We start from the raw sequence: 22,284 nt of genomic DNA on the forward strand, positions 1-22,284 counted from the left end.
AGATCCGATATGTCCAAGACGGCGGTCTTGCTAGCGGGCCAGGGGGCCTTCCGCCCCGGAATGTTCGCCGGCGAGCGCAGTTCTGCCGAGCTCGACCGGCTCCTCGACACGGTCGACGCCACGGCCGCCGAGTTCGGCCGGCCCAACGTTCGGCACCACCTGCTCGACCCCGCAACCCCGGCCGCGGCGGAGCTGGCCACAGCTGACCCGTTCACTCTCCAACTGCTGGTGTTCACCGCTGCGGTGGGTGAGTACCACCTGGCGGCCCGCGAGGGAACCGCGGACGTGCTGGTCGGCCACAGTCTGGGCGAACTCGCCGCACTCACCGTCGCGGGCGCCTTCGACCTCGTGGACGGTTTCCGGCTGGTGTGCCACCGTTCGGTCGCTCTGGCCGAGCGCGCGACCGAGCCGGGCGGAATGCTCTCGATGGATCTGCCTGCCGACCGAACCGGGTTCGTCGTCGCCGCCGTGGGTGACCGGCGGGCGCGAGTCGCGGTGCTCAACGCGCCGGCACGCACCGTCGTAGCGGGGCCGGACAGCGCGCTCGACGTGGTGCGCGGAGTGGCCGGGGCGCTCGGGGTGAGGGCGGTTCGGCTGCCCGCGCCGTACGCCTACCACTCGCCTGGGATGGCGTTGGCTGCCGAACAGTTCGCCGAGGACGTCAAGAGTGTCCGGCAACGGCCGCTACAGCTGCCGGTCTACTCCCCGCTGTTGCGCGGATACGTCGACGATTCCGACGACCTGGGCGCTTTGCTGGTCCGGCACCTGACCACGCAGGTGGACTTCGTCGCCGCGATCCGAGCCCTGCACGCCGAAGGGATGAGGACGGTCATCGAGTGCGGGCACAGCGGCCTTGGCAAGCTGGTGGAAGCCTGCGTGCCCTCGGTCAGGGTCGTCGCACCGGCCGAGACACCCGAATCGAAGAACACTCCGGCCGCTCTTGCCTCCCCCCTCCCCGTGGCCGCGACGGCTTCGAGCGTCGCGGAGGTGGCTGAGCGGCTTCGCATGTTGTACGCGACGGTACTGCAGTACCCCCTCGAAGCAGTCGAGCCTGAGGCCGATTTGGAGGCCGACCTGGGCATCGACTCGCTCAAGCAGGCCGAGATGCTGGGCAGGGTCAGGGCGGAGTTCGGGCTGCCCGCCTCTGCCGGCGACGGGCGGCTGATCGCTCATGCCACGCTGGCCGAGCTCGCGGGCACGGTCACGGCCATCCTGACCGCTGAGGAAGTGACGCGATGAACACGCGGGGGCATGTCATCGTCGGGGCAGGAGCGCTCGCGCGGGAGATCATCGGTTCACTCGCCGCGGCCGGAGTCGAGGCCTCATCGGTGGCACCGGGGACGCCCGTCGCAGCCAACGCGGTGGCGGTGCACGTCGCGGACCCGGCCACGTATCCGATGTCCGAGGTCTGCCGCGCGGCAGCGGTGGCCAAAAGCCCGATTGCGGTGATCGTCGCCGACACACGGACCGGCGCTCCGGGGGATGGGGCTTCGCGCGGTGGTCCTGCCGCCGTGCGTGCTGCTGTCGAGCAGCTGGCAGGTGAAACCCGGGTCAATGCGATCGCCGTGGCCGGTCCGAAGGACCGCGCGATCGGCGCCGAGGTGGCCGCGGCGCTGGTGTATTTGACCGATCCTCTCGCGGCCCCGCTCAGCGGCCAGTGCCTCACTGTGGACGCCGCACTGATCGGCCCGTCCGCCGGCACCAGCCCCGGGCCGGCCGAACCGGATGTTCATCTGCGCGGCACGGATTCGGACGTGGTCGCAGTAGTCGGGATGGGTCTCGTGCTGCCCAGGGCGGCTTCCCCGGATGAGTTCTGGAAGCTGCTGCACGGCGACCTCACCGTGTTCGGCGAGCCAGGCACGCGCATCGACCTCGACCACGTCTGGTCGGCGGATCCCGACGAGGACGACCACACCTACTCACGGGTGTCGGGCTTCATGGTGCCCCACGGCAGTCCCGATCCCGATGAGGACTTCACCGAGCGCTGGTTGCGAAGCAGCATTGCCCAGGCCATGTCCACGGTGAACACATCGGCATCGCATCGACACCTGTTCGCCGTGGGCCTCACCGTCGGTGGCAGCCACCACTTGGAACAGAGCCTGGTCGTCCGGGAGGTGCGCAGGCTACTCGGCGACCGGTTCGACGCGGCGACCGAGCGGCGATTGCGCGACCTGTACCCGCTAGCGACCGACTCTCCTGAGCGAATGCTGCCCTATCGCATCGCCCGGCGGGCGGCAGCAGACTTGCCTGCCGGCACCGAAGTCGTGGTATTGGACGCCGCGTGTTCGTCGTCGCTCTACAGCATCGACATCGGGGCGCGGGTACTACGGGCGGGTGAGACTGACGTCGCGGTGTGTGGCGGTGCCTTCGCGCTGGGCGTGCAGAACCTCGTGCTGTTCTCGAAACTGCGCGGCCTGTCGCGCTCGGGCGAGGTTCGGCCGCTGGACTCCCGCGCCGACGGCGTGCTGTTCACAGACAGTGCGGCCGTGCTCGTGCTCAAAACCCTGTCGCGTGCACGTACCGACGGCGACACCGTACTTGGCTATGTGACCGGCTTCGGTGGCTCGTCTGACGGCAAAGGGAAGGCCATCTACGCGCCGAACCCGGTGGGCCAGCGGATTGCGCTGCGCCGGGCGTGGGCCGCGGCGGGCGTAGCTCCAGCCGACATCGACTGGGTCATCGCGCACGCCACGGGCACACCCACCGGCGATCGGACGGAACTTTCCGTGCTCGGCGAGCTGGCCGGGTCAGGCGGCAGTTGGACGGTGTCGTCCAACAAGTCGGTGGTCGGCCATCCCGGGTGGGCCGCGGGCGCGGTCTCCACCGTGCACGCACTGCTGGCACTGCGTCACGAGAGCATCCCCGCGCAACGACACTTCAGCGGCCTGCCGGCCGGGCTTGGCCGCGACGTGCCCATCACCGTTCCCACCCTGGACATCCCGTGGCCGGCCGGGGACCGCCCGCGCACGGTCGCCATCTCGGCCATGGGCTTCGGCGGGACCAACGGGCACCTGCTGATCAGCGACACTGTCCCGGCGACGCCTCCCGACGCTCGAGACGACGCCGCTGAAGTCACCGAAGACCCCGTCGTCGTCGCCGGGTGGGCCACGCACCTGCCGGGTGGCCCCGACGACGAGCGAGTACGCGAGTGGCTGTGCGGCGGTCCCGCGAGCTGGCCCACGAGGTTTCCCGGAGACTACCCGTTGCCGTCTCCGGTGGACATGCGGCTCGCCCCGTCGGCGATCGCCGCGATGGATCTCAGCCAGGTGATCGCGGTCCGGTGCGCGGACGCGCTGGCTGCCGGCTGGTTCAGCGGTACCGGACTGGCCGAGCGGACCGCCGTGTTCGTCGGGCACAGCGGGCCGACGACGGCCGCGGTGCGCCGTGACACCCGCGCCTACCTCGCCGGCCTGGCGGCCCGCGGCGGCATCGACCGGTTCGATGACCTGGTCGCCGAGCCCGCCCGAACCGTGGTGCCCGCCGCGACCGAGGACTCCTATACCGGCCTGATGCCCAACATCGTCGCAGCCAGGATCGCCCAGCGGCTGGATCTGCACGGACCAAACATGTCACTCGACGCAGGCCTGGACTCGTTCACCTCGGCACTGGTCACGGCCACCCGATCGTTGCGCGACGGCGATACCGACCTCGCGTTCGTGGTCGGTGTCTCCGCGGCAGCCGAGCAAGCGGAACCGAGAGAAGGCCGCGAGTCGGCAGAGGGCGCCGCCGGCGTCGTCCTGACTCGTCGCAGCACCGCGACGAGTCATGATTTGCCCGAGCTGGCGACAGTCCATGTCGGCCGGCCGGGTGCCGGACACGCAGCGATCGGCCGAGACCGCGTGTACCACGGCGCGGAAGGTGCATTCGAGCTGCTGCAGGTACTGCACACGACCACCGGTCAGAGCGTCCTCGCCAACCAGCAGGACGACCGCACCCCGGCCGTCGTCGTCACCGTGGCAAAACAGAACGGCCGAAGCACCAGCCTGCGGGAAGAGCTCACTCGGCACGTCCTCGAGCTGTGGCCGGCCCCGGCTCGGCCGGAGCATCCGGAAATGCCGGCGATTCCGCCGAACTGCCTCGTTGTCACGGACAAGGCGGACGCGTTCGACCGGCAGTCCGCCACCGTGCTCGGGCTCGACACCGATGTTGCGCACGTCGACGCACTCGTGCGCGCGAGCGAGGCACAGCACGTCCGGATCGTGCTGACCGCGGGCGGGACGTTCGAGGAAGCGCTCACCGCCAATGACCTCGCCTTCGCTGTGATTCGGGCGATGGCCGGGCCGCTGGACGCGGGCGGGAGCCTCGGCGTGCTGCTGCTCGACGGCTTCGACGGCGAGGTGCCGCGCCCGGAGACCGGGCTCAGCACGGGGTTGCTGCGCAGCGTCGAGCAGGAACTGACCGGCTGCGCGGCCTTCGCCGTGATAACCGACTCCGACAACCTGTCGGCCGGGCTGGCCGCACTGGCCGCCGAAAGCGGGCACCATCGGCACCTTCCGGTCACCTACTTGCGTGCCGGCGCCCGCTACGAACTGGTACCAGTACCGCGCCCGGTGAACGAGGCCGATACGGAAGACACTGTCTCCGGGATGGTCATGAACCCGGTGGTACTGGCCACCGGCGGCGCGCGGGGAATTACCGCTCGGCTGGTGAGCGAGCTGCTCACCGGTCGCTCCCCGCAAGGGGTCTGGCTGTTGGGTACGGCGCCGGAGCCAGACCCGAGCGCTCTGGTGGACCTGCCGGACAAGCCCGCCGCCCTTCGTGAGCTTATGGCCCGCTATCCCGGGGAGAAGCTGGCTTCACTCGACCGCCGCTTCAACGAGTCCGTGCGCGCCGCCGAGCGCGCCCGCACCATCCAGGACCTGCGCGTGCGGTTCGGTGAAGACCGCGTGCACTACCGTCGGTGCGACGTGCGTGACGGCGCCCAGGTAGCGGCGGTCATCGACGAGGTGGTCGACGCCGAGGGTCGTGTCGATGTCGTCGTGCACGGCGCCGGACTGCTCCACAGCACCGCCCTCATCCGGAAGACCCTCGATGACTACCGGCTCGTTCGTGACGTGAAGGTGCGTGGTGACCACAACTTGCGCACAGCGCTGGCCACGCGGCCACCGGCGCTGTGGTGCGGACTGAGCTCCGTCGTTGCGTTCGTTGGAGTGCCGGGAGAAGGAGACTACCAGGCGGGCAACGAGTACCTGATGCTGTCGGCCGCCACCAGTCGGGCAGCGGGGCGCGACGAACTGGCCATCCTCTCCGGGCTGTGGGTGGAATCGGGTATTGCGTCCGGTTACGCCACCGGGTCGTCGTTCACTTCGGGCCTGACCGGCCTCACGCCCCTCACCGACGGGCAAGGCACGGAGTTGTTCCGCGACGAACTGGCCGGGCGGCACGACCTCGGTGGAGCGCTAGCCGCGACCTGGCTCGGCGAGGCGGAATGGTCGACGCTGCACCGCCGCGCTCCCGGTTTGCGTCACCGGGCGAGCACTCGACCGCCGGTGTTCCTCACCTCGCCGCCCGACACTGACGGCGCCACGGCCACGTGGCGGTGCGTGCTGGACGTGGTCGAGCACCCTTGGTTACTCGACCACCTTGTTGACGAGCGTCCGACCGTTCCGGCCACGGTCATGCTGCAAATCGCCGCGGAAGCCGCGACCGCAATCAGTCCCGGGTTGGTGCCTGTTCGCTTCGCCGACGTCGTGCTGTCGGCGTTCATCCGCGCGCCTCGCGCATCCTGGCCACGTCACCTCGTGGTCACTGCCACCCGGGACGGCGACGTGATCCGCGTGTGCCTCAACAGCGCGCCGCCAGGACGCGTGCCCGCTCGCGAACACGCGCGAATGACCGTGCACCTTGCTGCGGAGTACACACCCGCCCCCCGGGTTACGGTAGCGAGGCCACTTGGCATCCCGGTGCCGGATGTCTATCAACTCGGTGGCTCCCTTCACTTGCAGGGAGTTTTCGGTGGCCTGCGCGACGCCAGGTTGCATGAGGACGGCGGTTCGGCACGATTCGGGATGTCCCGTCACGCAACGCGGTTGGACGACTTCACCGTGCCGAGCGTTGCTCTGGACGCATTGTTGCGTACCTCCGTGCTTGACGGTCAAGATTCGGAAACGATCACGGCTGTCGTGCCGACCGCTATTTCCATGATCGACATTCACGCCGCGGGAAACGACCGGGACTGGAGCAATCGATGCGGTGGCGACGTCGCGTTGCGGTATTATTCAGCTGGCGATAGTGGGTCTAATGAAGGTGTGGCAATGTTGCCGAATGGGACCGTTTTGGCGCGCTTCTGCGGACTTTCATCCGTTTCGAAAGGGTCTGTGAAATTTGACCGGCAAACGGGGATGGTGGCGAGGTAATCCACTTGGGCGTGCACTCATGATCGCTGCCGTCAGCGAATCCTGGAGGCTGTCCTGATTAGCAAATCACTGAGTTCGCAGGGCATGGTGATCATGCATTCATGGCCGGTGGGCAACGACCATACCTGCGACGGAGAGCCGTTGGGCTGTAGTTCTGGGACGGGTGGCAGAATTGTGACTTTCGCGTTCACGTCGATACAACGGATGTGCGTTCGTGGAATCGACTTTGCAGCTGGGTTGTCCAACTGCTTCGGTTGTTGGAAGGACCGCGCGGGGTGATCGGAGAGTAATGTGCGCAGCCAGGCGATATCGGCAGGCGCGACGACCCCGAGTAGGCCAACCGGTGGCGGCTGCTCTGAGGGTGGTGGAATGCGCCACGGGTTCGCGGACTTTGCGGCGAGGTCGATCAACCTCTGCAACCTCGGTAGGGCGTCGATCGCGGTTTCGCCATCCTTCGGGGCAGTTGAGTCGACGTACACCAAGTGCGCAATGCTTTCTGGCACCAGGTTGGCGGCGGCCGAGATGACTCCGCCTCCGTAGCTGTGTCCCACGAGTACCACGTCTTCGAGATCGCCTTTGTCGATCAGCCTGACCACGTCGTCTACGTGCGTGTCGAGCCCCACTTCCGGGGTGAGCAGGTGAGCCCGGTCTCCGGTGCCTGTAAGTGACGGCGCAATCACGCTATGGCCAGCGGACTCGAGAAGCGGTACCACTCGATCCCAGCATCGACCGCTGTGCCAAGCACCGTGCACCAGCAAAAACGTCGGCATGGTCGAGGTGACCTCTCTCTTGCGATTGAAGACGGATGGGTAATTGATACCGCGCGTTGGAGGCAGGGCGCTCTTTGACATTTAGGATCATCGTGCCACACCTGCCACATCTCGAATCTTGGCGGTGAAGAGCCGACAGTGCTCCACCACCAAGGGCTTCCGGCCTGTGTTCTCGATTCAGGCGAAGGGTTCGGCCGATGATGACGTTGGGTTCCGGGAAGAGGCGGGGTCGCCCTAGTGTCCTGCGCCTGAAATTCGTTGGCAATATCGTGCGAGCGAGTCGATGATCTCCTCGGCGGTCTTGCGCCAGACGAACGGGCGGGGGTCTTCGTTCCAGCCCTTGATCCACTCGCGGATGTCCTTCTCCAGCGCCGCAACGCTTCTGTGGACGCCGCGACGGATCAGCTGATCGGTGAGGAACGCGAACCACCGCTCAACCTGGTTGATCCAGCTGGACCCGGTCGGAGTGAAGTGCATATGCACCCTGGGATGTTTGGCCAGCCACGCCTTGATCGCCGGAGTTTTGTGGGTCCCGTAGTTGTCGCAGATCAGATGGATGTCCAGCCCTTCAGGCACGGTCTTGTCGATCGTGGTCAAGAACTTCTTGAACTCGGCGGCCCGGTGCCGGCGGTGCAGTTCGCTGATCACGGTGCCGTCGGCGGTGTTGAACGCCGCGAACAGAGTGGTGATGCCGTGACGGACATAGTCGTGGCTGCGCCGCTCAGGCATGCCCGGCATCATCGGCAGCACCAGCTGGGATCGGTCCAAGGCTTGGACCTGGCTCTTCTCGTCGGTGCACAGCACCACCGCCCGCTCCGGCGGGTGGTGATACAACCCGACCACGTCGACGACCTTGTCCACGAACAACGGATCGGTAGACAGCTTGAAGGTGTCGGCCAGGTGCGGCTTGAGTCCGAAGTCTTGCCAGATCCGCCCGATCGTCGAGCGCGACAATCCGGACCGTTCAGCCATCGACGCGCGTGACCAGTGCGTGGCGTTGCGGGGCGTCTGTTCCAGGGTTGTCACGATCACGTCCTCGACCTTGTCCAGCGTGATCGACGGTGGCCGGCCCGGCCGGTCCTCATCGACCAGCCCGTCCAATCGCTGAGCGACGAACCGGGAACGCCACTTTCCCACCGTCATCCGATGGATCCCGAGCCGATCCGCGACCTCGGTGTTGGACCAGCCTTCCGCGCAGGCCAGCACAATCCGACACCGCAACGCCAACGCTTGTGCCGACTTCGCCCGCCGCTCCCACCGCAGCAACGTCGCGCGCTCATCATCGCTGAGGACCAGCTCGACCTTGGACCGTCCACGACCCACCATCGCCGCACCCTACAATTAGATAGCGAATTTCAGGCGCAGGACACTAGCGGTGCCCCAGCGGGCAACGGTGGTCGGCCGATGTCGAACCAGCCGGCGATGTCCACCATGCCGATGTAGCGGTAGGTCGTTTCTGGTTCGTCAGGAGGACTGTCGGTGACCTTGCGCTGTCCGTCGCCCACCTGACGAAACTAGCAGAAATTTGCTCTGCGATCTGGGCATCTACGCCGCCGTGTTCCGGGGTCAGCGCGACGAGCACGCCTCGGAGAACGCTTACCTAAGGTGCATCTCGGCCTTCTGCCGCGCGGACTCGACGGTCACCTTGACTTTGAGCCCTGAGCGCGGGTCATTCGTCAAAGGCTATCGCGCCGACGGCGTGTGGTGATCGACGAAGCGCAGGCGCACGCTGATGCCGATCGATGAGGAGGTTGCGTTGAGGCAAGTGGTGGTCTACAAACCGTGCGGCTGTAAGGCGCGAGGAGAAGACGGCGGGTGAGCCAGGCGACCGGTGTCTTCGGTTGGCTGAGCGGGGTCACGGAGTTGGTATTTCTCCCTGGAGCTGTCGTGTGGTCGGGACGGCCGGCGGCATCGGGTGCGTCGTGGCGGCTTCCGGTCTCGTGCGGCCGCGGAGCAGGCGCGGGCGTATCTGCTCCAAGCCGATGTCGGTCCGGGGCGGACCGCGGTGACGGCGGGGCAGTGGTTGGACACCTGGCTCGAGATGCGCCAGACCCTGAGCTTCAACACCCGCAGGTTGTACACCCAGCAAGTGAACGACTACCTGAAGCCGTACCTCGGGAGTGTGCCACTGCGGTCGTGCACCGTGGCGCGGGTGCAGGCGATGTTCGTGGCGTTGGCCCGGGGGAACGCGACACGTGAACGGCAGCTGTCGTCGGGCCACGTTCGTGCGGATCCGGGGACACTGGATGCGGCTTTGAACGGCGCGATCCGGGTTGGGTTGATCGAGCGGAACCCGGCGCACCTGCCGGCGCACCTGGTGGAGCTGCCGCCGGGGCGGCGGCCACGCGCGGTGGTGTGGACCGAGGCACGGGTCGCGCACTGGCGAGCCACCGGTGAGCGTCCGCCGGTGGCGGTGTAGACCACCCAGCAGACGGGCGAGTTCCTGGGGCGCACGCGCGTCGCCATCCAAAGTATGAGTTGCATCTGGGTAGTCGCGTTGCTCGGATTGCGGCGCGGCGAGGCGTCCGGCCTGCGCTGGTGCGACCTCGACGCTGCGCTCGTGCACGTGTCACACTAGGTCCAGGACCGGGGTGGCCGCACGGTGGTGTGCCCGCCGAAGACTGAAACGAGCGTCCGCACCTTGGCGCTGGATCATGGCTTGGTGGTCGCGCCGCGGGTGGGTTGCAGCCGGGAATCAATCTCGTGAGCTGTCCGCGGAGGCCCGGGCGCAGCTGTACCTGTTTTCTTGCCGGTGCCGGAATGACGGTACTGCTCGCTTTCCTTCCCCTTGGCGTGCAACTCATCTGGGCCTCACGACCAAGGCGGCAATCCTGAAATTTGCGCCTGACCTCTGCGAAGTGGTCGTCGTCGGTCGGTGGCAGCGGGAGCGGGCGTTCCGCACTCGCTATCAGCGCACCGCGCAATGCTACCGCGCTCCGTAACCCGCACAGTGCGGGTGCCGACAGCGTCAGAACGCTCGGCGCGAAGGTGTTGCTGGACTTCGCAGCCGAGATGAACGGGGAATAGGCTGGGGCGGGCATCCGCTGGCGAGGTACCTACATCGCCTTGTAACAGCACATTCACGACGTGCGGTACGGGCTGGCATCGCCGGCCCGCCGATCAGGCCGCGGTGCTCCTCGCACGCTACTGCAGGAGTGAGTTGGAGCCGGCTGAAGCGAGGGACCGGACGTGCGCGTCGTCGAAGGGTTCGTTGTGACGGACTGATTCGAACTCACACGGCTTGACCTGGGCAAACGCGTCCGCCGAGTCGCTGCTTCGACTGGAAATATGACGCTGACCTGGGAAATCTCCGTGCCCCCGGTGAGATTCGAACTCACACTGGACGGGTTTTGAATCCGTTGCCTCTGCCAGTTGGGCTACGGGGGCGTGAGGCCACAACCCTACGGGATCATCGGACCCGCTCCGTGACCGGGGCCGGGGGTGTCGCGCCGGCCACTACGTGGTGAACGCCATCTCTGCTTCTGGATCGTTCCCGGTAGGCTTCAGGTTCGCGGAAAGCCGCGAGACCCACCGTCCCGCCGAATCTTCAGGAGGACCCCGGTGACCGATCAGGCTACCGAGGCCAACGGTGCCGCCACCGTGCCGCAGCGTCGGGTGCTCGTCGCGGAAGACGAGGCGCTCATCCGGCTGGACCTCGTCGAAATGCTGCGTGAAGAGGGCTATGAGGTCGTCGGGGAGGCGGGCGATGGGGAGCAGGCCATCTCCCTCGCCACCGATCTGAAGCCCGACCTCGTGATCCTCGACGTCAAGATGCCCAAGCTGGACGGGATCGAGGCCGCGGCCAAGATCACCGGTGACCGGATCGCGCCCGTCGTCATCCTCACCGCCTTCAGCCAGCGGGATCTCGTCGAACGCGCTCGGGACGCCGGGACCATGGCGTACCTCGTCAAGCCGTTCGCCAAGCGGGACCTCGTGCCCGCCATCGAGCTCGCCGTCAGCCGGTTCTCCGAGCTGCAGGCCCTCGAGGCCGAGGTCGCCGGGCTCACCGACCGGCTCGAGACGCGGAAGGTCATCGACCGCGCCAAGGGCCTGCTCATGAGCCGCCAGGGGCTCACCGAGCCCGACGCCTTCCGGTGGATCCAGCGCACCGCCATGGACCGCCGGACCACCATGAAGGCCGTCGCCGAGGCCGTCGTCGAGAGCATCGGAAGCTAGCCGGACCGACGGTCGGCAGGCAGAATCACCCTGGTGAGACTCCTGCCGGTCGTCGTCGCCCTCACGCTGCTCGCGGGGTGCGAATCGGCCAAAGAGCCCAGCGCGCCCGCGCCGACGACGTATGAGCTGCCGCCGCGGCAGGTCCGGCCCGACGAGACCGCGCTCAAGCTGCCGCCCGCCAAGAACGGCGACACCGAGTTCACCCTGATCGGCTTCGCCGCGGGGTTGCCCAGCATCACCGGGAGCCACACCGAATTCCCCGCCACGGGCCAGTTCGTCCGGCTGCGGCTGGTGGTCACCAACACCGGGACCTCGAGCGTCCTGTTCGACACCCAACGCCAGCTGCTGGTCGACGACCGGGGCGCCACCCACCCGCCGGACGAGCAGGCCATGCTGATCAAGCGCCAGCCCGGTCAGTTCGACCTCGGGCACAGCGTGCGCGTCGAGTTCGACCTCTACTGGGACATCCCCAAGGACCGGAAGCCGGTCGCCGTCCGGGCCTTCGGCGGCCCGACCATCACCGACATGAAGAACCTCAACGGCACCGACATCAAGCTGTGAAAACGGGGGCCCGGCAAGCAGCACCGGGCCCCCGACGTACGACGATCAGACGCCGAGGTCGCCACCGAGGTAGGCGGCTCGCACCTTCGGGTCGTTGAGCAGCTCGGCACCGCGCGCGCTCTGGACCACGCGGCCCGTCTCGAGCACGTACGCGCGGTCCGACAGCTTCAGCGCCTGCTGGGCGTTCTGCTCCACCAGCAGCACCGTCGTGCCGCGCTTGTTGATCTCGCGGATGATGTCGAAGATCTGCGCGATCAGCATCGGCGCCAGGCCCATCGACGGCTCGTCGAGCAGCAGCACCTTCGGCTTCGTCATCAGCGCCCGGCCGATGGCGATCATCTGCTGCTCGCCGCCGGACATGGTGCCGCCGAACTGGTTCTTCCGCTCCGCGAGCCGGGGGAACAGCTCGAAGACCTCGTCGAGGTCGGCCTGCAGGTCGTCCTTGCGGGTGTAGGCACCCATCAGGAGGTTCTCCTGCACCGTCATGCCGGGGAACACGCCCCGGCCCTCGGGCGACTGGCCGATCCCGAGCAGCACGCGCTTGTGCCCCGGGGTCTTCGAGATGTCCTGGCCGTTGAACGTGATCCGGCCGCTGGTGAGCGGCCGCAGCCCCGAGATCGTCTTGAGCGTCGTGGTCTTGCCGGCGCCGTTGGCCCCGATGAGGGAGACGATCTCACCCTCGTCGACCTGGATGCTCATGCCCTTGAGGGCCGCGATCTTGCCGTAGTGGACGTTGATGTCCTCGACCTCAAGAAGCATCTTCGGACACCCCCAGGTACGCCTCGATCACCTTCTGGTTGTTCTGCACCTCGTGCGGCAGCCCTTCTGCGATCTTCTGGCCGAAGTCGAGCACGGCCAGCCGGTCGCTGATGTGCATGACCAGGCCCATGTCGTGCTCGATCAGCAGCACGGTGCGGCCGTCGTCCCGGATCTTGCGGATCAGCGCCTGCAGTGCGTTCTTCTCCGCCGGGTTCATGCCCGCGGCCGGCTCGTCGAGCAGCAGCAGCTTCGGGTCCGTGGCCAGCGCCCGCGCGATCTCGAGCCGGCGCTGGTCGCCGTAGGAGAGGTTCTTCGCGACGCTGTGCTCGACCCGGCCGATGCCGACGAAGTCGAGCAGCTCCCGCGCCCGCTCCCGGCCCCGCTTCTCCTCCTTGCGGTGCGTCGGCAGGCCGAGCACCGCGCCGATCGCGCCCGTCTTGTGGTGCGCGTCCGCGCCCACCATGACGTTCTCCAGCGCCGTCATGTTGTGGAAGAGCCGGATGTTCTGGAACGTCCGGGCGATGCCGCGCTTGGTGACGCGGAACCGCTTCATCCCGTCGACGCGGTCGCCGTCGAAGCGGACCTGGCCCTCGGTCGGGTGGTAGACGCCGGTGACCACGTTGAACACCGTGGTCTTGCCCGCGCCGTTCGGCCCGATGAGCGCGAAGATCTCGCCCTCGTTGATGCTGATGTTGACCTCGCGCAGGGCGGTCACGCCGCCGAAGCGCATGGTCACGTTGTCGAATTCGAGCAAGGTGTTCACTTGGCGACCTCCGCCGACGCCTCGGAGTCGGGACCGGCCACTTCGGCGCCCATCGTGCCCATGCCGCCGGTTCCTTCCCGCAGTTCGGCCTTGCGCTGCCGGGACGGCAGCAGGCCCTCGGGCCGCAGCGCCATCATCAGCACCAGGACGGCGCCGAAGACGAAGATGCGGTAGTCCGCGAAGTTCCGGAAGCGCTCCGGGAGCCAGGCGACGACGAACGCGCCGAGGATGACGCCCGGCAGGTTGCCCGCCCCGCCCAGCACGACCGCGGCCAGGATCGTCGCGGACAGGATGAACGGGAAGTTGTTCGGCTCGACGAACACGGCCTTGCTGGCGTAGATCGTGCCGGCGAAGCCGCCGATCATGGCGCCGATCGCGAAGGCGAGCAGCTTGAACTTGAACGTCGGCACGCCCATCAGCTCGGCCGCGTCCTCGTCCTCGCGGATCGCCGCCCACGCCCGTCCGACGCGGCTCTTGTTGAGCCGGATCGAGAAGACGACGACGAGCACGATCGCGAACAGCATCAGGTAGTAGTACGGCGCCGGGTCGAGGAAGAACTCGACCCCGAAGATCGGCTCCGGGTGCGGGACGTTCGTGATGCCGCGCGCGCCGCCGATGGCGTCGGTGTTGTTCGCGGTGATCCGGACGATCTCGCCGAAGCCCAGTGTCACGATCGCGAGGTAGTCACCTCGTAGCCGTAGTGTCGGGGCGCCGAGGATGACGCCGGACACCGAGGCCAGGAAGATGCCGAGCACCACCGTCGGCCAGAACGACCAGCCGTACTTGGTGCCGATCGACGCCCAGGTGTAGGCGCCGATCGCGAAGAACGCGACGTAGCCGAGGTCCAGCATGCCGGCGTGGCCGACCACGATGTTGAGGCCGACGGCCAGCAGGATGTACGTCCCGATCGGGAAGATCAGCACCGTGGTCCAGTCCGAGTCCGGCGACATGAAGGCACCGATCCACGGGGCGGGCAGGATCAGTGCGAAGACGATCAGCAGGATGTAGACGCCGTAGCGCTGCCACTGCGGCGCACCGGCCCACCAGTCGCGCATGCCGTCGATCGGGTGGAACCCCCGGCGGCCCGGGGATTCGTTTCCGTGTACCACGTCGTTGCCTTTCATACGCGCGCCCGCTGCAGCGATTCACCGAGAATGCCGGTGGGCCGGAACATGAGCACGAGCACCAGGATGACGAAGGCGGTGACGTCCTTCCAGGCCGAGCCGAGGAAGATGGAGCTCCAGTTCTCGACGAGGCCCAGCACGATTCCGCCGAGCAGGGCACCACGCAGGTTGCCGATACCGCCGAGCACCGCGGCGGTGAACGCCTTGATGCCGAGCAGGAATCCGATGCGGTAGTCGGTGTTCTCGTATTCCATGACGAACAGGGCCGCGGCGACGCCCGCCATGGCCCCGCCGAGCAGGAACGTGATGCGGACGATCCGGTCGATGCTCACGCCCATCAGCACGGCGGCCTCGGGGTCCTGGGCGGTGGCGCGGATCCCGCGGCCGATCCGGGTCCGGCGGACCAGCTGGTCGAGGACGATCATGACGATGACCGCGCCGATGATGACGAAGACGTGGTCGGTGCGGACGACGCCGTTGCCGATGCGGAACAGCTCCTCGTGCGGGATGAACCGCGGCGCGGACTGCTGAACGCGGCCCGACTTGCCGAAGACGTCCGGGATGACGATGAGCGCGAACAGCTCCTGCAGGAACAGCGACGCGCCGATGGCCGAGATCAGGGCGGCGAGCCGGGTCGCGCCCTTCTTGCGCAGCGGCCGGTAGGCGACCTGCTCGAGGACGATCGCGGACCCGCCGGAGACCAGGGCCGAGACCACGATCAGCAGCAGCAGGATCCCGATCATCGAGAAGATCGTGAAGGGCGCCGACGGCGCGATGGAGATGAGGATGAACAGGGACGTCATCGTCCCGATCATGAAGATCTCGGAGTGGGCGAAGTTGATCAGCCGCAGCACGCCGTAGACCATCGTGTAGCCGAGGGCGATCAGGGCGTAGATGGAGCCGGCTACCAGGCCGCCGATGGTGCTGCCCAGAAACTGGCTCTGCAGATCTTGGAACATGACGTAGTTGCCTTACCTGACGGGGCGAGGATGGTCGCCACATTGGCGGGGAGCGGGGGTGCTGTGGCCGTCCACAGCGCCCCCGCTCCCGTGAGGTGTTACTTCAGCTCCGTCAGCCGGCGATCTTGGCCTCGGTCGAGGCGCCGAGGTTCTTGATGACCGCGCCGACGACCTGGTAGACGTAGATCGCGTTGGTCTGCGGCTCGCCGTTGTCCTTGAACTTGATCTGCTTCGACGCGCCCTTGAAGTCTTCCGTCTTCAGGAAGTCGTTGATCTTCTCGCCGGTGGTGTTGCCCGCCTTGACCGCGTTGATGATGGCGGTCGCGGCGTCATAACCCTCGGTCGCGTAGATGGCCGGGTCGACGTTGAACTTGGCCTTGTACTTGGTGGCGAAGTCGTTGCCGGGGGCACCCGGGTCCGGGATGTTGCACGGGCAGCCGACGACGGCGCCTTCGGCGGCCGCGGCACCCGCACCGGAGACCAGCTGCGGGTCGAGCGAGCCGTCACCGGTGGCGAAGGTGGCCTTCACGCCACCGTCACGCAGCTGCTTGAGCAGCCGGCCGGCCTGGGCGTAGTAACCGCCGTAGGCGATGACGTCCGGGTTGGCGGCCTTGACCTTCTGCACGGTCGACGAGTAGTCCGACGCGTCCTTGGCGAACTTGTCGCGCTCGGTCGTGATGCCCTTGTCCTTGAAGGTCTTCTCGAACGCGTCCGCGAGGCCGACGCTGTACTCCTGGTCGTCCGAGATGACGTAGGCGTTCTTCGGCGACTTCGCCGTGATGAGGAAGTTCGCGATGCCGGGGCCCTGGTCGTTGTCGTTCGCGACGACGCGGTGCCAGTACTTCCAGCCGTTCGCGGCCAGACCCGGGTTGGTCGCCGAGGGCGACACGCTCGGGATCTTGCCCTGCTCGAGGACACCGCCGACGGCCTTCGACTCACCGGAGAACGCGGGGCCGATGAGGGCGGTGATCTTGTCCGTCCCGATCGCGGTCTGCACCAGCGACGTGGCCTGCTCCGGCTTGCCCTGGCTGTCGTAGTTCTTCAGCTCGAGCTTCACCTTGGGGTTCGTGGCGTTGTACTCGTCGATGGCGAGCTTCGCGCCGTTGTTGGGCGGAATCACGATCCCGGAGTTCTCCCCGGTCAGGTCGCCCATGAACCCGATCTTCAGCGTGCTGCTGTCACCGCTGCCCGACGAGCTGCTGCCGCCGGCACAGCCCGCCAGCGCCAGCGACGTCGCCGCTGCGAGGGCGAGAACCCGTCCAAAACGCACTCCTGACACCGACTACCTCCCATGACCAACCAGCCGCCGGTAGGCGTTGCCCCCGACACAGGGGCTAGGTTAGGGCAGGAAGATATCCCTCTCGCCCGTCATGTGCACAGGCGGCCTCACTACTCTGTGTCCACATCGTGACGATCGCAACCGAGACGAATTGCACGAAAAGCCGAACGACGTTTCGTTACAGCCCGCCGCTGGTCACGTAGCGATACTAAGTATCGGCGCTCGTTATGCGAATGGGTGACAGCAGTGTTTCCGCAGTATGTCATCGCCCATTTCGGCGGGCGGTGCGTGGCCGGTTTCCCGGCGATCCGGTGTTCACCCTGGCGAGGGCCCCACGAGGCGGGCACCGCCGTAGGGATGCACCTTACGTCCGATTCGGGCGGGCCGAAGGGACCCGCCCTCGCTCACCGGGACCGCGGGTCTGCACGAAAGTCCGCTCGTTCGGGCCCAGCCGTCACAACCACCGGTTGTCGTGGACGCCGGAACGGCTGTTGGACCCGCACCCGTCGCCGGCTGTTCGCTGGAGGCAGCCGAGAGACAGGGAGAGGCACCATGCGGGAAGTGGTCGAGGGCGTCGCGGCGGGGGTGCCGTTCGTGGCGCTGCCGCCGGCGGACCGGGAAGCGCCGGCGGCGCTGGTGGCGGGCTGGCACCTGATGGAGGTGCCCGCGAGCGAGCAGGCGTTCGCCGAGGCGGTGCCGATGACGGGCCTGCAGGCGTGGCGGGTGTACTTCGGCCTGCCGCTGACCGGGGCGAGGCTGCCCGAAGGCGGTCCGGCGGAGCTGTTCCGGCTGGCGACCGAGGACGCGGTGCTCAACGTCTTCGAGCCGGTCACCGAGCAGGCGGTGGCGGAGTTCCCGGCGGCGCTGGCCGAGCTGCGGGACCGGCTCCCGGGCGCGGACGGTCCGCTCGGCGTCTTCGGCGGCTCGGCGGGCTCGCTGGTGGCGCTGGAGGTGCTCGCCCGCGGGGACGTCGCCGTCCGGGCCGCCGCGGTGGTCAGCCCGGTCGCCCGGCTGGCGCCGGTGATCGCCCGCAACGAGCGGCTCTTCGACGTCACCTACCCGTGGACGCCGCGGTCCCGGGCCGTCGCCGACCACTACGACTACGTGCGCCGGGCCGGGGAGCTGACCGCGCCGCTGCTGATCGTGGCCGGGGAAGCCGACGACGTCGCCGTGCGCGAGCCGGCGGAGGCGCTGCGCGAAAGGCTCGGGACCGAGCTGGTGCTGGTCGAAGCGATGGCGCACGAGTTCGCGCCGGGGACACCGGAAGCGAAGCGGGTCGACGCGGCCTTCACCGAGTGGTTCGCGCGGCGGTTGCCGGCTTGAGGTCGTCGGCCGGCAGCCAGGCGTGCGCCGGGTCGTAGGCGCACCAGTCCTCTTCACGGCTGGTGCGCCCGGCCAGCGCCAGCAGCCTGCGCAGGGCCGGGCGCGCCTTCCCCCGCCGCCACACGAGCGACCACGGGAACAGCGGGGACGGCTCGAACGGCAGCACCCTCAGGTTGAGGTCGGGTGCCAGCTCCATGTCGGCGCCGGCGAGGGTGACGCGCCGCTTGCCGTACCGCGTCTGCTCGAGCGTGTGCCGCAGGTCGTAGCTGACGCCGGAGTCGTCGATCGGCACGCCGAACCGGCCGCACAGCTCGTCGAGGTACGACATCCACTCGGCGGGGCCGCTCGAGCCGGGCAGCCAGATGCCCTCGGCGCGCAGTTCGTCGAGCCGCAGCACGTCCGCATTCGCAAGCGGGTGTTCCGGGGCGAGCAGCGCGACCAGCGGTTCGAGCCGGACCGTGCGGTGCTCCAGCTCGTCGGGCAGCGGCCTGCCGAAGCCGGTGACGCGGCCGATGGCGACGTCCAGCTCCCCGGACAGCAGCGGCTCGACGGCGTTGGCGAACCCGCCGCCGGCGACCCGGTCGATCCGCAGCGCGGGCTCCCGCGCGGCGAGCCGGCGGAGCAGGAAGATCGGGGAGAGCCGGAAGTCGACGACGTCGAGGCGCAGCGGCCGGTCGTCGGCGCCCATCGCGGCCACCGCCGCGTCGGCCACCCGCACCAGCTCGCGCGCGTGCGGGAGGAAGCGCTCGCCGTCGGCGGTGAGCTCGACCGACCGGTTGGTGCGCAGGAACAACGGCGTCGCGAGCGTGTCCTCGAGCTTCCGGATCCGCTTCGACAACGCCTGCTGCGTGAGGAACAGCGTCTGGGCCGCGCGCCCGAAGTGGCGCTGGTCCGCGGTCACGACGAACGCCCGGACCTGGGCGAGGTCGAGGTCCACCGGCTCAGGCGCCCGGCGGGCGGTCCCGGACGACGCAGGTGAGCCGGGCGGTGCAGGTGCGCCTGCCCTCGTCGTCGGTCAGCACGATCTCCGCGGTGATGGTGCCGCGGCCGACGTGCAGCGGCGTCGCGACGCCGGTGACGGTGCCGGAGCGGACGGCGCGGTGGTGGGTGCAGGACAGCTCCAGCCCCATCGCGGCGCGGTCCGGGCCGGCGTTCAGCGCGGCCACGGTCGAGCCCAGCGCTTCGGCGAGCACCGCGTTCGCGCCGCCGTGCAGCAGGCCGTACGGCTGGAGGTTGCCCTCGACCGGGATGGTGCCGACCACGCGTTCGGCGGTGGCCTCCAGGAGCTTCATGCCGACCTTGTCGTTCAGCTGCTGGTCCGCGGCGGCCGGATCGATCCCGGCGTAGTTCTCGACCGCGACGTCTGCGGCGCGTTCGGTCACGCAGTGCTCCTCTTCCTATGCGACACGTAAGAGTGTCGGACCCTCAGCCTAGACTCGGCCCCGTGAGCCCGAGTGAGAAGACGACCGTTGCCAACGCCACAGGAACCACCAGCCTGGCCGAGCGGCCGAAGCTGCTGCTGATCGACGGCCATTCGATGGCCTACCGCGCGTTCTTCGCGCTGCCCGCCGAGAACTTCAAGACGAAGACCGGGCAGGTCACGAACGCGGTCTTCGGGTTCACCTCGATGCTCATCAACCTCCTGCGCGACGAGGCGCCGACCCACCTCGCGGTGGCGTTCGACCTCTCGCGCAAGACGTTCCGCTCGGAGACCTACGCCGACTACAAGGCGAACCGGAGCACGACGCCGGACGAGTTCCGCGGCCAGGTGGACCTGGTCAAGGAGGTCCTCGACGTGCTCGGCATCCCGTCGCTGGTCAAGGAGAACTTCGAAGCCGACGACATCATCGCCACGCTCACGACCCAGGCGACGGCCGACGGCTTCGACGTCCTCATCTGTACCGGCGACCGCGACGCGCTGCAGCTGGTCACCGAGCACGTCACCGTGCTGTACCCGAAGCGCGGCGTCTCCGAGATGACCCGGTTCACGCCGGACGCCGTCGAGGAGAAGTACGGGCTCACCCCGCGGCAGTACCCGGACTTCGCCGCGCTGCGCGGCGACCCGTCGGACAACCTGCCGAGCATCCCCGGCGTCGGCGAGAAGACGGCGGCGAAGTGGATCAAGCAGTTCGGTTCGCTCGACGACCTGATCGACCGGGTGGACGAGGTCAAGGGCAAGGTCGGCGACGCGCTGCGGGCGCACCTCAGCGCCGTCACCCTGAACCGCCAGCTGACCGAGCTGATCCGGGACGTCGAGCTGGAGGTCGGGCCGTCCGGGCTGGAGCTGCGCCCGTGGGATCGCGAGGCGGTGCACGCGCTGTTCGACGAGCTGGAGTTCCGCGTGCTGCGGGACCGGCTGTTCGCGACGCTGCAGAGCGCCGAGCCGGAGGCCGACGAAGGTTTCGAGGTGTCGGGGGCCGCCCTCGCGCCGGGCGCGCTGTCGGCGTGGCTCGCGGCGCACGCGGGCGAAGGCGAGCCGGTGGCGCTGGCCTTCCGCACCGTGGGCACGTCGGTCCGGTCCGACCTGCGCGCGGTCGCCTTCGCCTCGGCGGACGGCGAAGGCGCGTACGTCGACGTGACGGCGATGGACCAGGCCGACGACGCCGCGCTCGCCGCGTGGCTGGCCGACCCGAAGATCCGCAAGACCGGCCACGACCTCAAGGTCCCGCTGCACGCGATCCGCTCGCGCGGCTGGGCCCTCTCCGGGCTCGCCATGGACACCGCGCTGGCCGCGTACCTCGTGCGGCCCGGGCAGCGCACGTTCGAGCTGGACGACCTCGCGCTGCGCTACCTGCACCGCGAGCTGCGCTCGGAGACCGACGGCGGCGACGGGCAGCTGTCCCTGCTCGACGGCGGCGCGGAAGGCCTGGAGCAGAAGGAGATCGACGAAGAGCTGGTCAAGGCCCGCGCGATCTTCGAGCTGGCCGGCGCGCTCGAGAAGGAGCTCGAGCAGATCGGCGGCGCGCGGCTGCTCGCCGAGCTGGAGCTGCCGCTGCTGGAGGTCATCACCGAGCTGGAGATCGCCGGCGTCGCCGTCGACCTGGAGCAGCTGACCACGCTCGAGGCGCACTACCTCTCGCGCGTCACGCAGGCCGCCGAAGAGGCGTACGCGGTGATCGGCAAGCAGATCAACCTCGGCTCGCCGAAGCAGCTGCAGGTTGTGCTGTTCGACGAGCTCGGCATGCCGAAGACCAAGCGCACCAAGACCGGCTACACCACCGACGCCGAGGCGCTGCAGGGCCTGTTCGAGAAGACCGAGCACCCGTTCCTGCAGCACATGCTGGAGCACCGGGACGCGACGAAGTTGCGCACGACCGTCGAGGGCCTGATCAAGTCCGTCGCCGACGACGGCCGCATCCACACCACGCTGCTGCAGACCATCGCGGCCACCGGGCGGCTGTCCTCGACCGAGCCGAACCTGCAGAACATCCCGGTCCGCACCGAGGAAGGCCGCCGCATCCGCGACGCGTTCGTGGTCGGGGAGGGCTACTCCGAGCTGATGACCGCGGACTACAGCCAGATCGAGATGCGGATCATGGCGCACCTCTCGAAGGACGAGGGCCTCATCGAGGCGTTCAACAGCGGCGAGGACCTGCACACGTTCGTCGCGTCGCGGGCGTTCTCGCTGCCGCCGGAGGAGATCACGCCGGAGCTGCGCTACCGCGTCAAGGCGATGTCGTACGGCCTCGCGTACGGGCTGTCGGCGTACGGGCTTTCGCAGCAGCTGCGCATTTCCACCGAGGACGCGAAGTCCCAGATGGAGGCGTACTTCGCCCGCTTCGGCGGCGTGCGCGACTACCTCCACTCAGTGGTCGGCGAAGCGGCGAAGTGCGGGTACACGGAGACGATCTTCGGCCGCCGCCGCTACCTGCCGGACCTCAACAGCGACAACCGCCAGCGCCGCGAGATGGCCGAGCGGATGGCGCTCAACGCCCCGATCCAGGGCAGCGCGGCCGACATCATCAAGGTCGCGATGCTCAACGTCCACCGGGCGCTGGTCGAGGCGAAGCTGAAGAGCCGGATCCTGCTGCAGGTGCACGACGAACTGGTGCTCGAGGTCGCCGAAGGCGAGCGCGAGCAGTTGGAGAAGCTGGTGCGTGACGGCATGGGCTCGGCCTACGAGCTGGCGGTGCCGCTGGAGGTTTCGGTCGGCTACGGCCGGTCCTGGAACGACGCGGCGCACTGAGTTCACTCCGCGCCACGGCCCGGATCAC

17 protein-coding genes and 1 tRNA gene are annotated in these 22,284 nt (G+C 68.3%); 7 read left to right on the forward strand and 11 right to left on the reverse strand.

Features of this window, described 5'->3' with window-relative positions:
* The first annotated feature begins 9 nt into the window (after positions 1–9).
* Together OG738_RS27260 and OG738_RS27265 are read left to right on the forward strand one after the other, a co-directional pair.
* Positions 10–1,239, forward strand: a complete 1,230-nt coding sequence (locus OG738_RS27260) for an acyltransferase domain-containing protein (protein WP_329045101.1) — start codon at positions 10–12, stop codon at positions 1,237–1,239.
* A complete protein-coding gene (locus OG738_RS27265; protein ID WP_329045103.1) occupies positions 1,236–6,356 on the forward strand; it encodes an SDR family oxidoreductase in 5,121 nt (1,706 codons plus the stop codon). Before OG738_RS27260 ends, OG738_RS27265 begins: the two co-directional genes overlap by 4 nt.
* Positions 6,357–6,388: 32 nt before the next feature.
* On the opposite strand, the gene OG738_RS27270 is transcribed toward OG738_RS27265, so the two are convergent.
* The 3 genes from OG738_RS27270 to OG738_RS27280 all read right to left on the reverse strand — a co-directional run bounded on the left by OG738_RS27270 (position 6,389) and on the right by OG738_RS27280 (position 8,631).
* Positions 6,389–7,207 (reverse strand): alpha/beta hydrolase, encoded by an 819-nt coding sequence (locus OG738_RS27270; RefSeq protein WP_329045104.1) that lies wholly within the window; start codon positions 7,205–7,207, stop codon positions 6,389–6,391.
* Positions 7,208–7,360: 153 nt separating this feature from the next.
* Positions 7,361–8,452, reverse strand: a complete 1,092-nt coding sequence (locus OG738_RS27275) for an IS630 family transposase (protein ID WP_329045105.1) — start codon at positions 8,450–8,452, stop codon at positions 7,361–7,363.
* A 29-nt stretch (positions 8,453–8,481) separates the two neighbouring features.
* Positions 8,482–8,631, reverse strand: a complete 150-nt coding sequence (locus tag OG738_RS27280) for a hypothetical protein (protein ID WP_329045106.1) — start codon at positions 8,629–8,631, stop codon at positions 8,482–8,484.
* A 518-nt stretch (positions 8,632–9,149) separates the two neighbouring features.
* Between OG738_RS27280 and OG738_RS27285 the strand changes: the two genes are divergently transcribed.
* Positions 9,150–9,545 carry a hypothetical protein gene (locus tag OG738_RS27285; RefSeq protein WP_329045107.1) on the forward strand — a complete coding sequence of 132 codons (396 nt, stop codon included), beginning with the start codon at positions 9,150–9,152 and terminating at the stop codon, positions 9,543–9,545.
* Positions 9,546–10,439: 894 nt separating this feature from the next.
* On the opposite strand, the gene OG738_RS27290 is transcribed toward OG738_RS27285, so the two are convergent.
* Positions 10,440–10,513 (reverse strand) — tRNA-Leu (locus OG738_RS27290).
* A gap of 174 nt (positions 10,514–10,687) precedes the next feature.
* Between OG738_RS27290 and OG738_RS27295 the strand changes: the two genes are divergently transcribed.
* Positions 10,688–11,302, forward strand: coding sequence for an ANTAR domain-containing response regulator (locus OG738_RS27295; RefSeq protein WP_013227937.1), 615 nt, complete (start codon positions 10,688–10,690; stop codon positions 11,300–11,302).
* A 33-nt stretch (positions 11,303–11,335) separates the two neighbouring features.
* Positions 11,336–11,863 (forward strand): hypothetical protein, encoded by a 528-nt coding sequence (locus OG738_RS27300; protein ID WP_442875812.1) that lies wholly within the window; start codon positions 11,336–11,338, stop codon positions 11,861–11,863.
* Between the two features lie 45 nt (positions 11,864–11,908).
* Here the strand turns inward: OG738_RS27300 and OG738_RS27305 are convergent, their stop codons facing one another.
* The 5 genes from OG738_RS27305 to OG738_RS27325 form a co-directional block, all read right to left on the reverse strand.
* Positions 11,909–12,622 carry an ABC transporter ATP-binding protein gene (locus OG738_RS27305; protein ID WP_329045112.1) on the reverse strand — a complete coding sequence of 238 codons (714 nt, stop codon included), beginning with the start codon at positions 12,620–12,622 and terminating at the stop codon, positions 11,909–11,911.
* Positions 12,612–13,385, reverse strand: coding sequence for an ABC transporter ATP-binding protein (locus OG738_RS27310; protein ID WP_329045113.1), 774 nt, complete (start codon positions 13,383–13,385; stop codon positions 12,612–12,614). Before OG738_RS27310 ends, OG738_RS27305 begins: the two co-directional genes overlap by 11 nt.
* Positions 13,382–14,509 carry a branched-chain amino acid ABC transporter permease gene (locus OG738_RS27315; RefSeq protein ID WP_329045115.1) on the reverse strand — a complete coding sequence of 376 codons (1,128 nt, stop codon included), beginning with the start codon at positions 14,507–14,509 and terminating at the stop codon, positions 13,382–13,384. The genes OG738_RS27310 and OG738_RS27315 overlap by 4 nt, the downstream gene beginning before the upstream one ends.
* A complete protein-coding gene (locus OG738_RS27320; RefSeq protein ID WP_329045117.1) occupies positions 14,506–15,468 on the reverse strand; it encodes a branched-chain amino acid ABC transporter permease in 963 nt (320 codons plus the stop codon). The genes OG738_RS27315 and OG738_RS27320 overlap by 4 nt, the downstream gene beginning before the upstream one ends.
* A 112-nt stretch (positions 15,469–15,580) precedes the next feature.
* Entirely contained in the window at positions 15,581–16,738 is a 1,158-nt protein-coding gene (locus OG738_RS27325) for a branched-chain amino acid ABC transporter substrate-binding protein (protein ID WP_329045119.1), read from the reverse strand.
* Positions 16,739–17,299: 561 nt separating this feature from the next.
* On the opposite strand from OG738_RS27325, the gene OG738_RS27330 reads away from it, so the two are divergent.
* Complete coding sequence (locus tag OG738_RS27330; protein ID WP_329045121.1) at positions 17,300–18,070, forward strand: alpha/beta hydrolase family protein; 771 nt, start codon at positions 17,300–17,302, stop codon at positions 18,068–18,070.
* Here the strand turns inward: OG738_RS27330 and OG738_RS27335 are convergent.
* Both OG738_RS27335 and OG738_RS27340 read right to left on the reverse strand, forming a co-directional pair.
* The gene (locus OG738_RS27335) at positions 18,036–19,007 is read right to left on the reverse strand and encodes a LysR family transcriptional regulator (RefSeq protein WP_329045122.1); all 972 of its coding nucleotides are present in this window, start codon (positions 19,005–19,007) and stop codon (positions 18,036–18,038) included. The genes OG738_RS27330 and OG738_RS27335 overlap by 35 nt on opposite strands.
* Before the next feature lie 4 nt (positions 19,008–19,011).
* Complete coding sequence (locus tag OG738_RS27340; protein ID WP_013227928.1) at positions 19,012–19,452, reverse strand: PaaI family thioesterase; 441 nt, start codon at positions 19,450–19,452, stop codon at positions 19,012–19,014.
* Between the two features lie 62 nt (positions 19,453–19,514).
* On the opposite strand from OG738_RS27340, the gene polA reads away from it, so the two are divergent.
* The gene (gene polA / locus OG738_RS27345) at positions 19,515–22,256 is read left to right on the forward strand and encodes a DNA polymerase I (RefSeq protein WP_329045123.1); all 2,742 of its coding nucleotides are present in this window, start codon (positions 19,515–19,517) and stop codon (positions 22,254–22,256) included.
* Positions 22,257–22,284: the final 28 nt, after the last annotated feature.

Source organism: Amycolatopsis sp. NBC_01488 (genome assembly GCF_036227105.1).
Lineage (GTDB): Bacteria > Actinomycetota > Actinomycetes > Mycobacteriales > Pseudonocardiaceae > Amycolatopsis.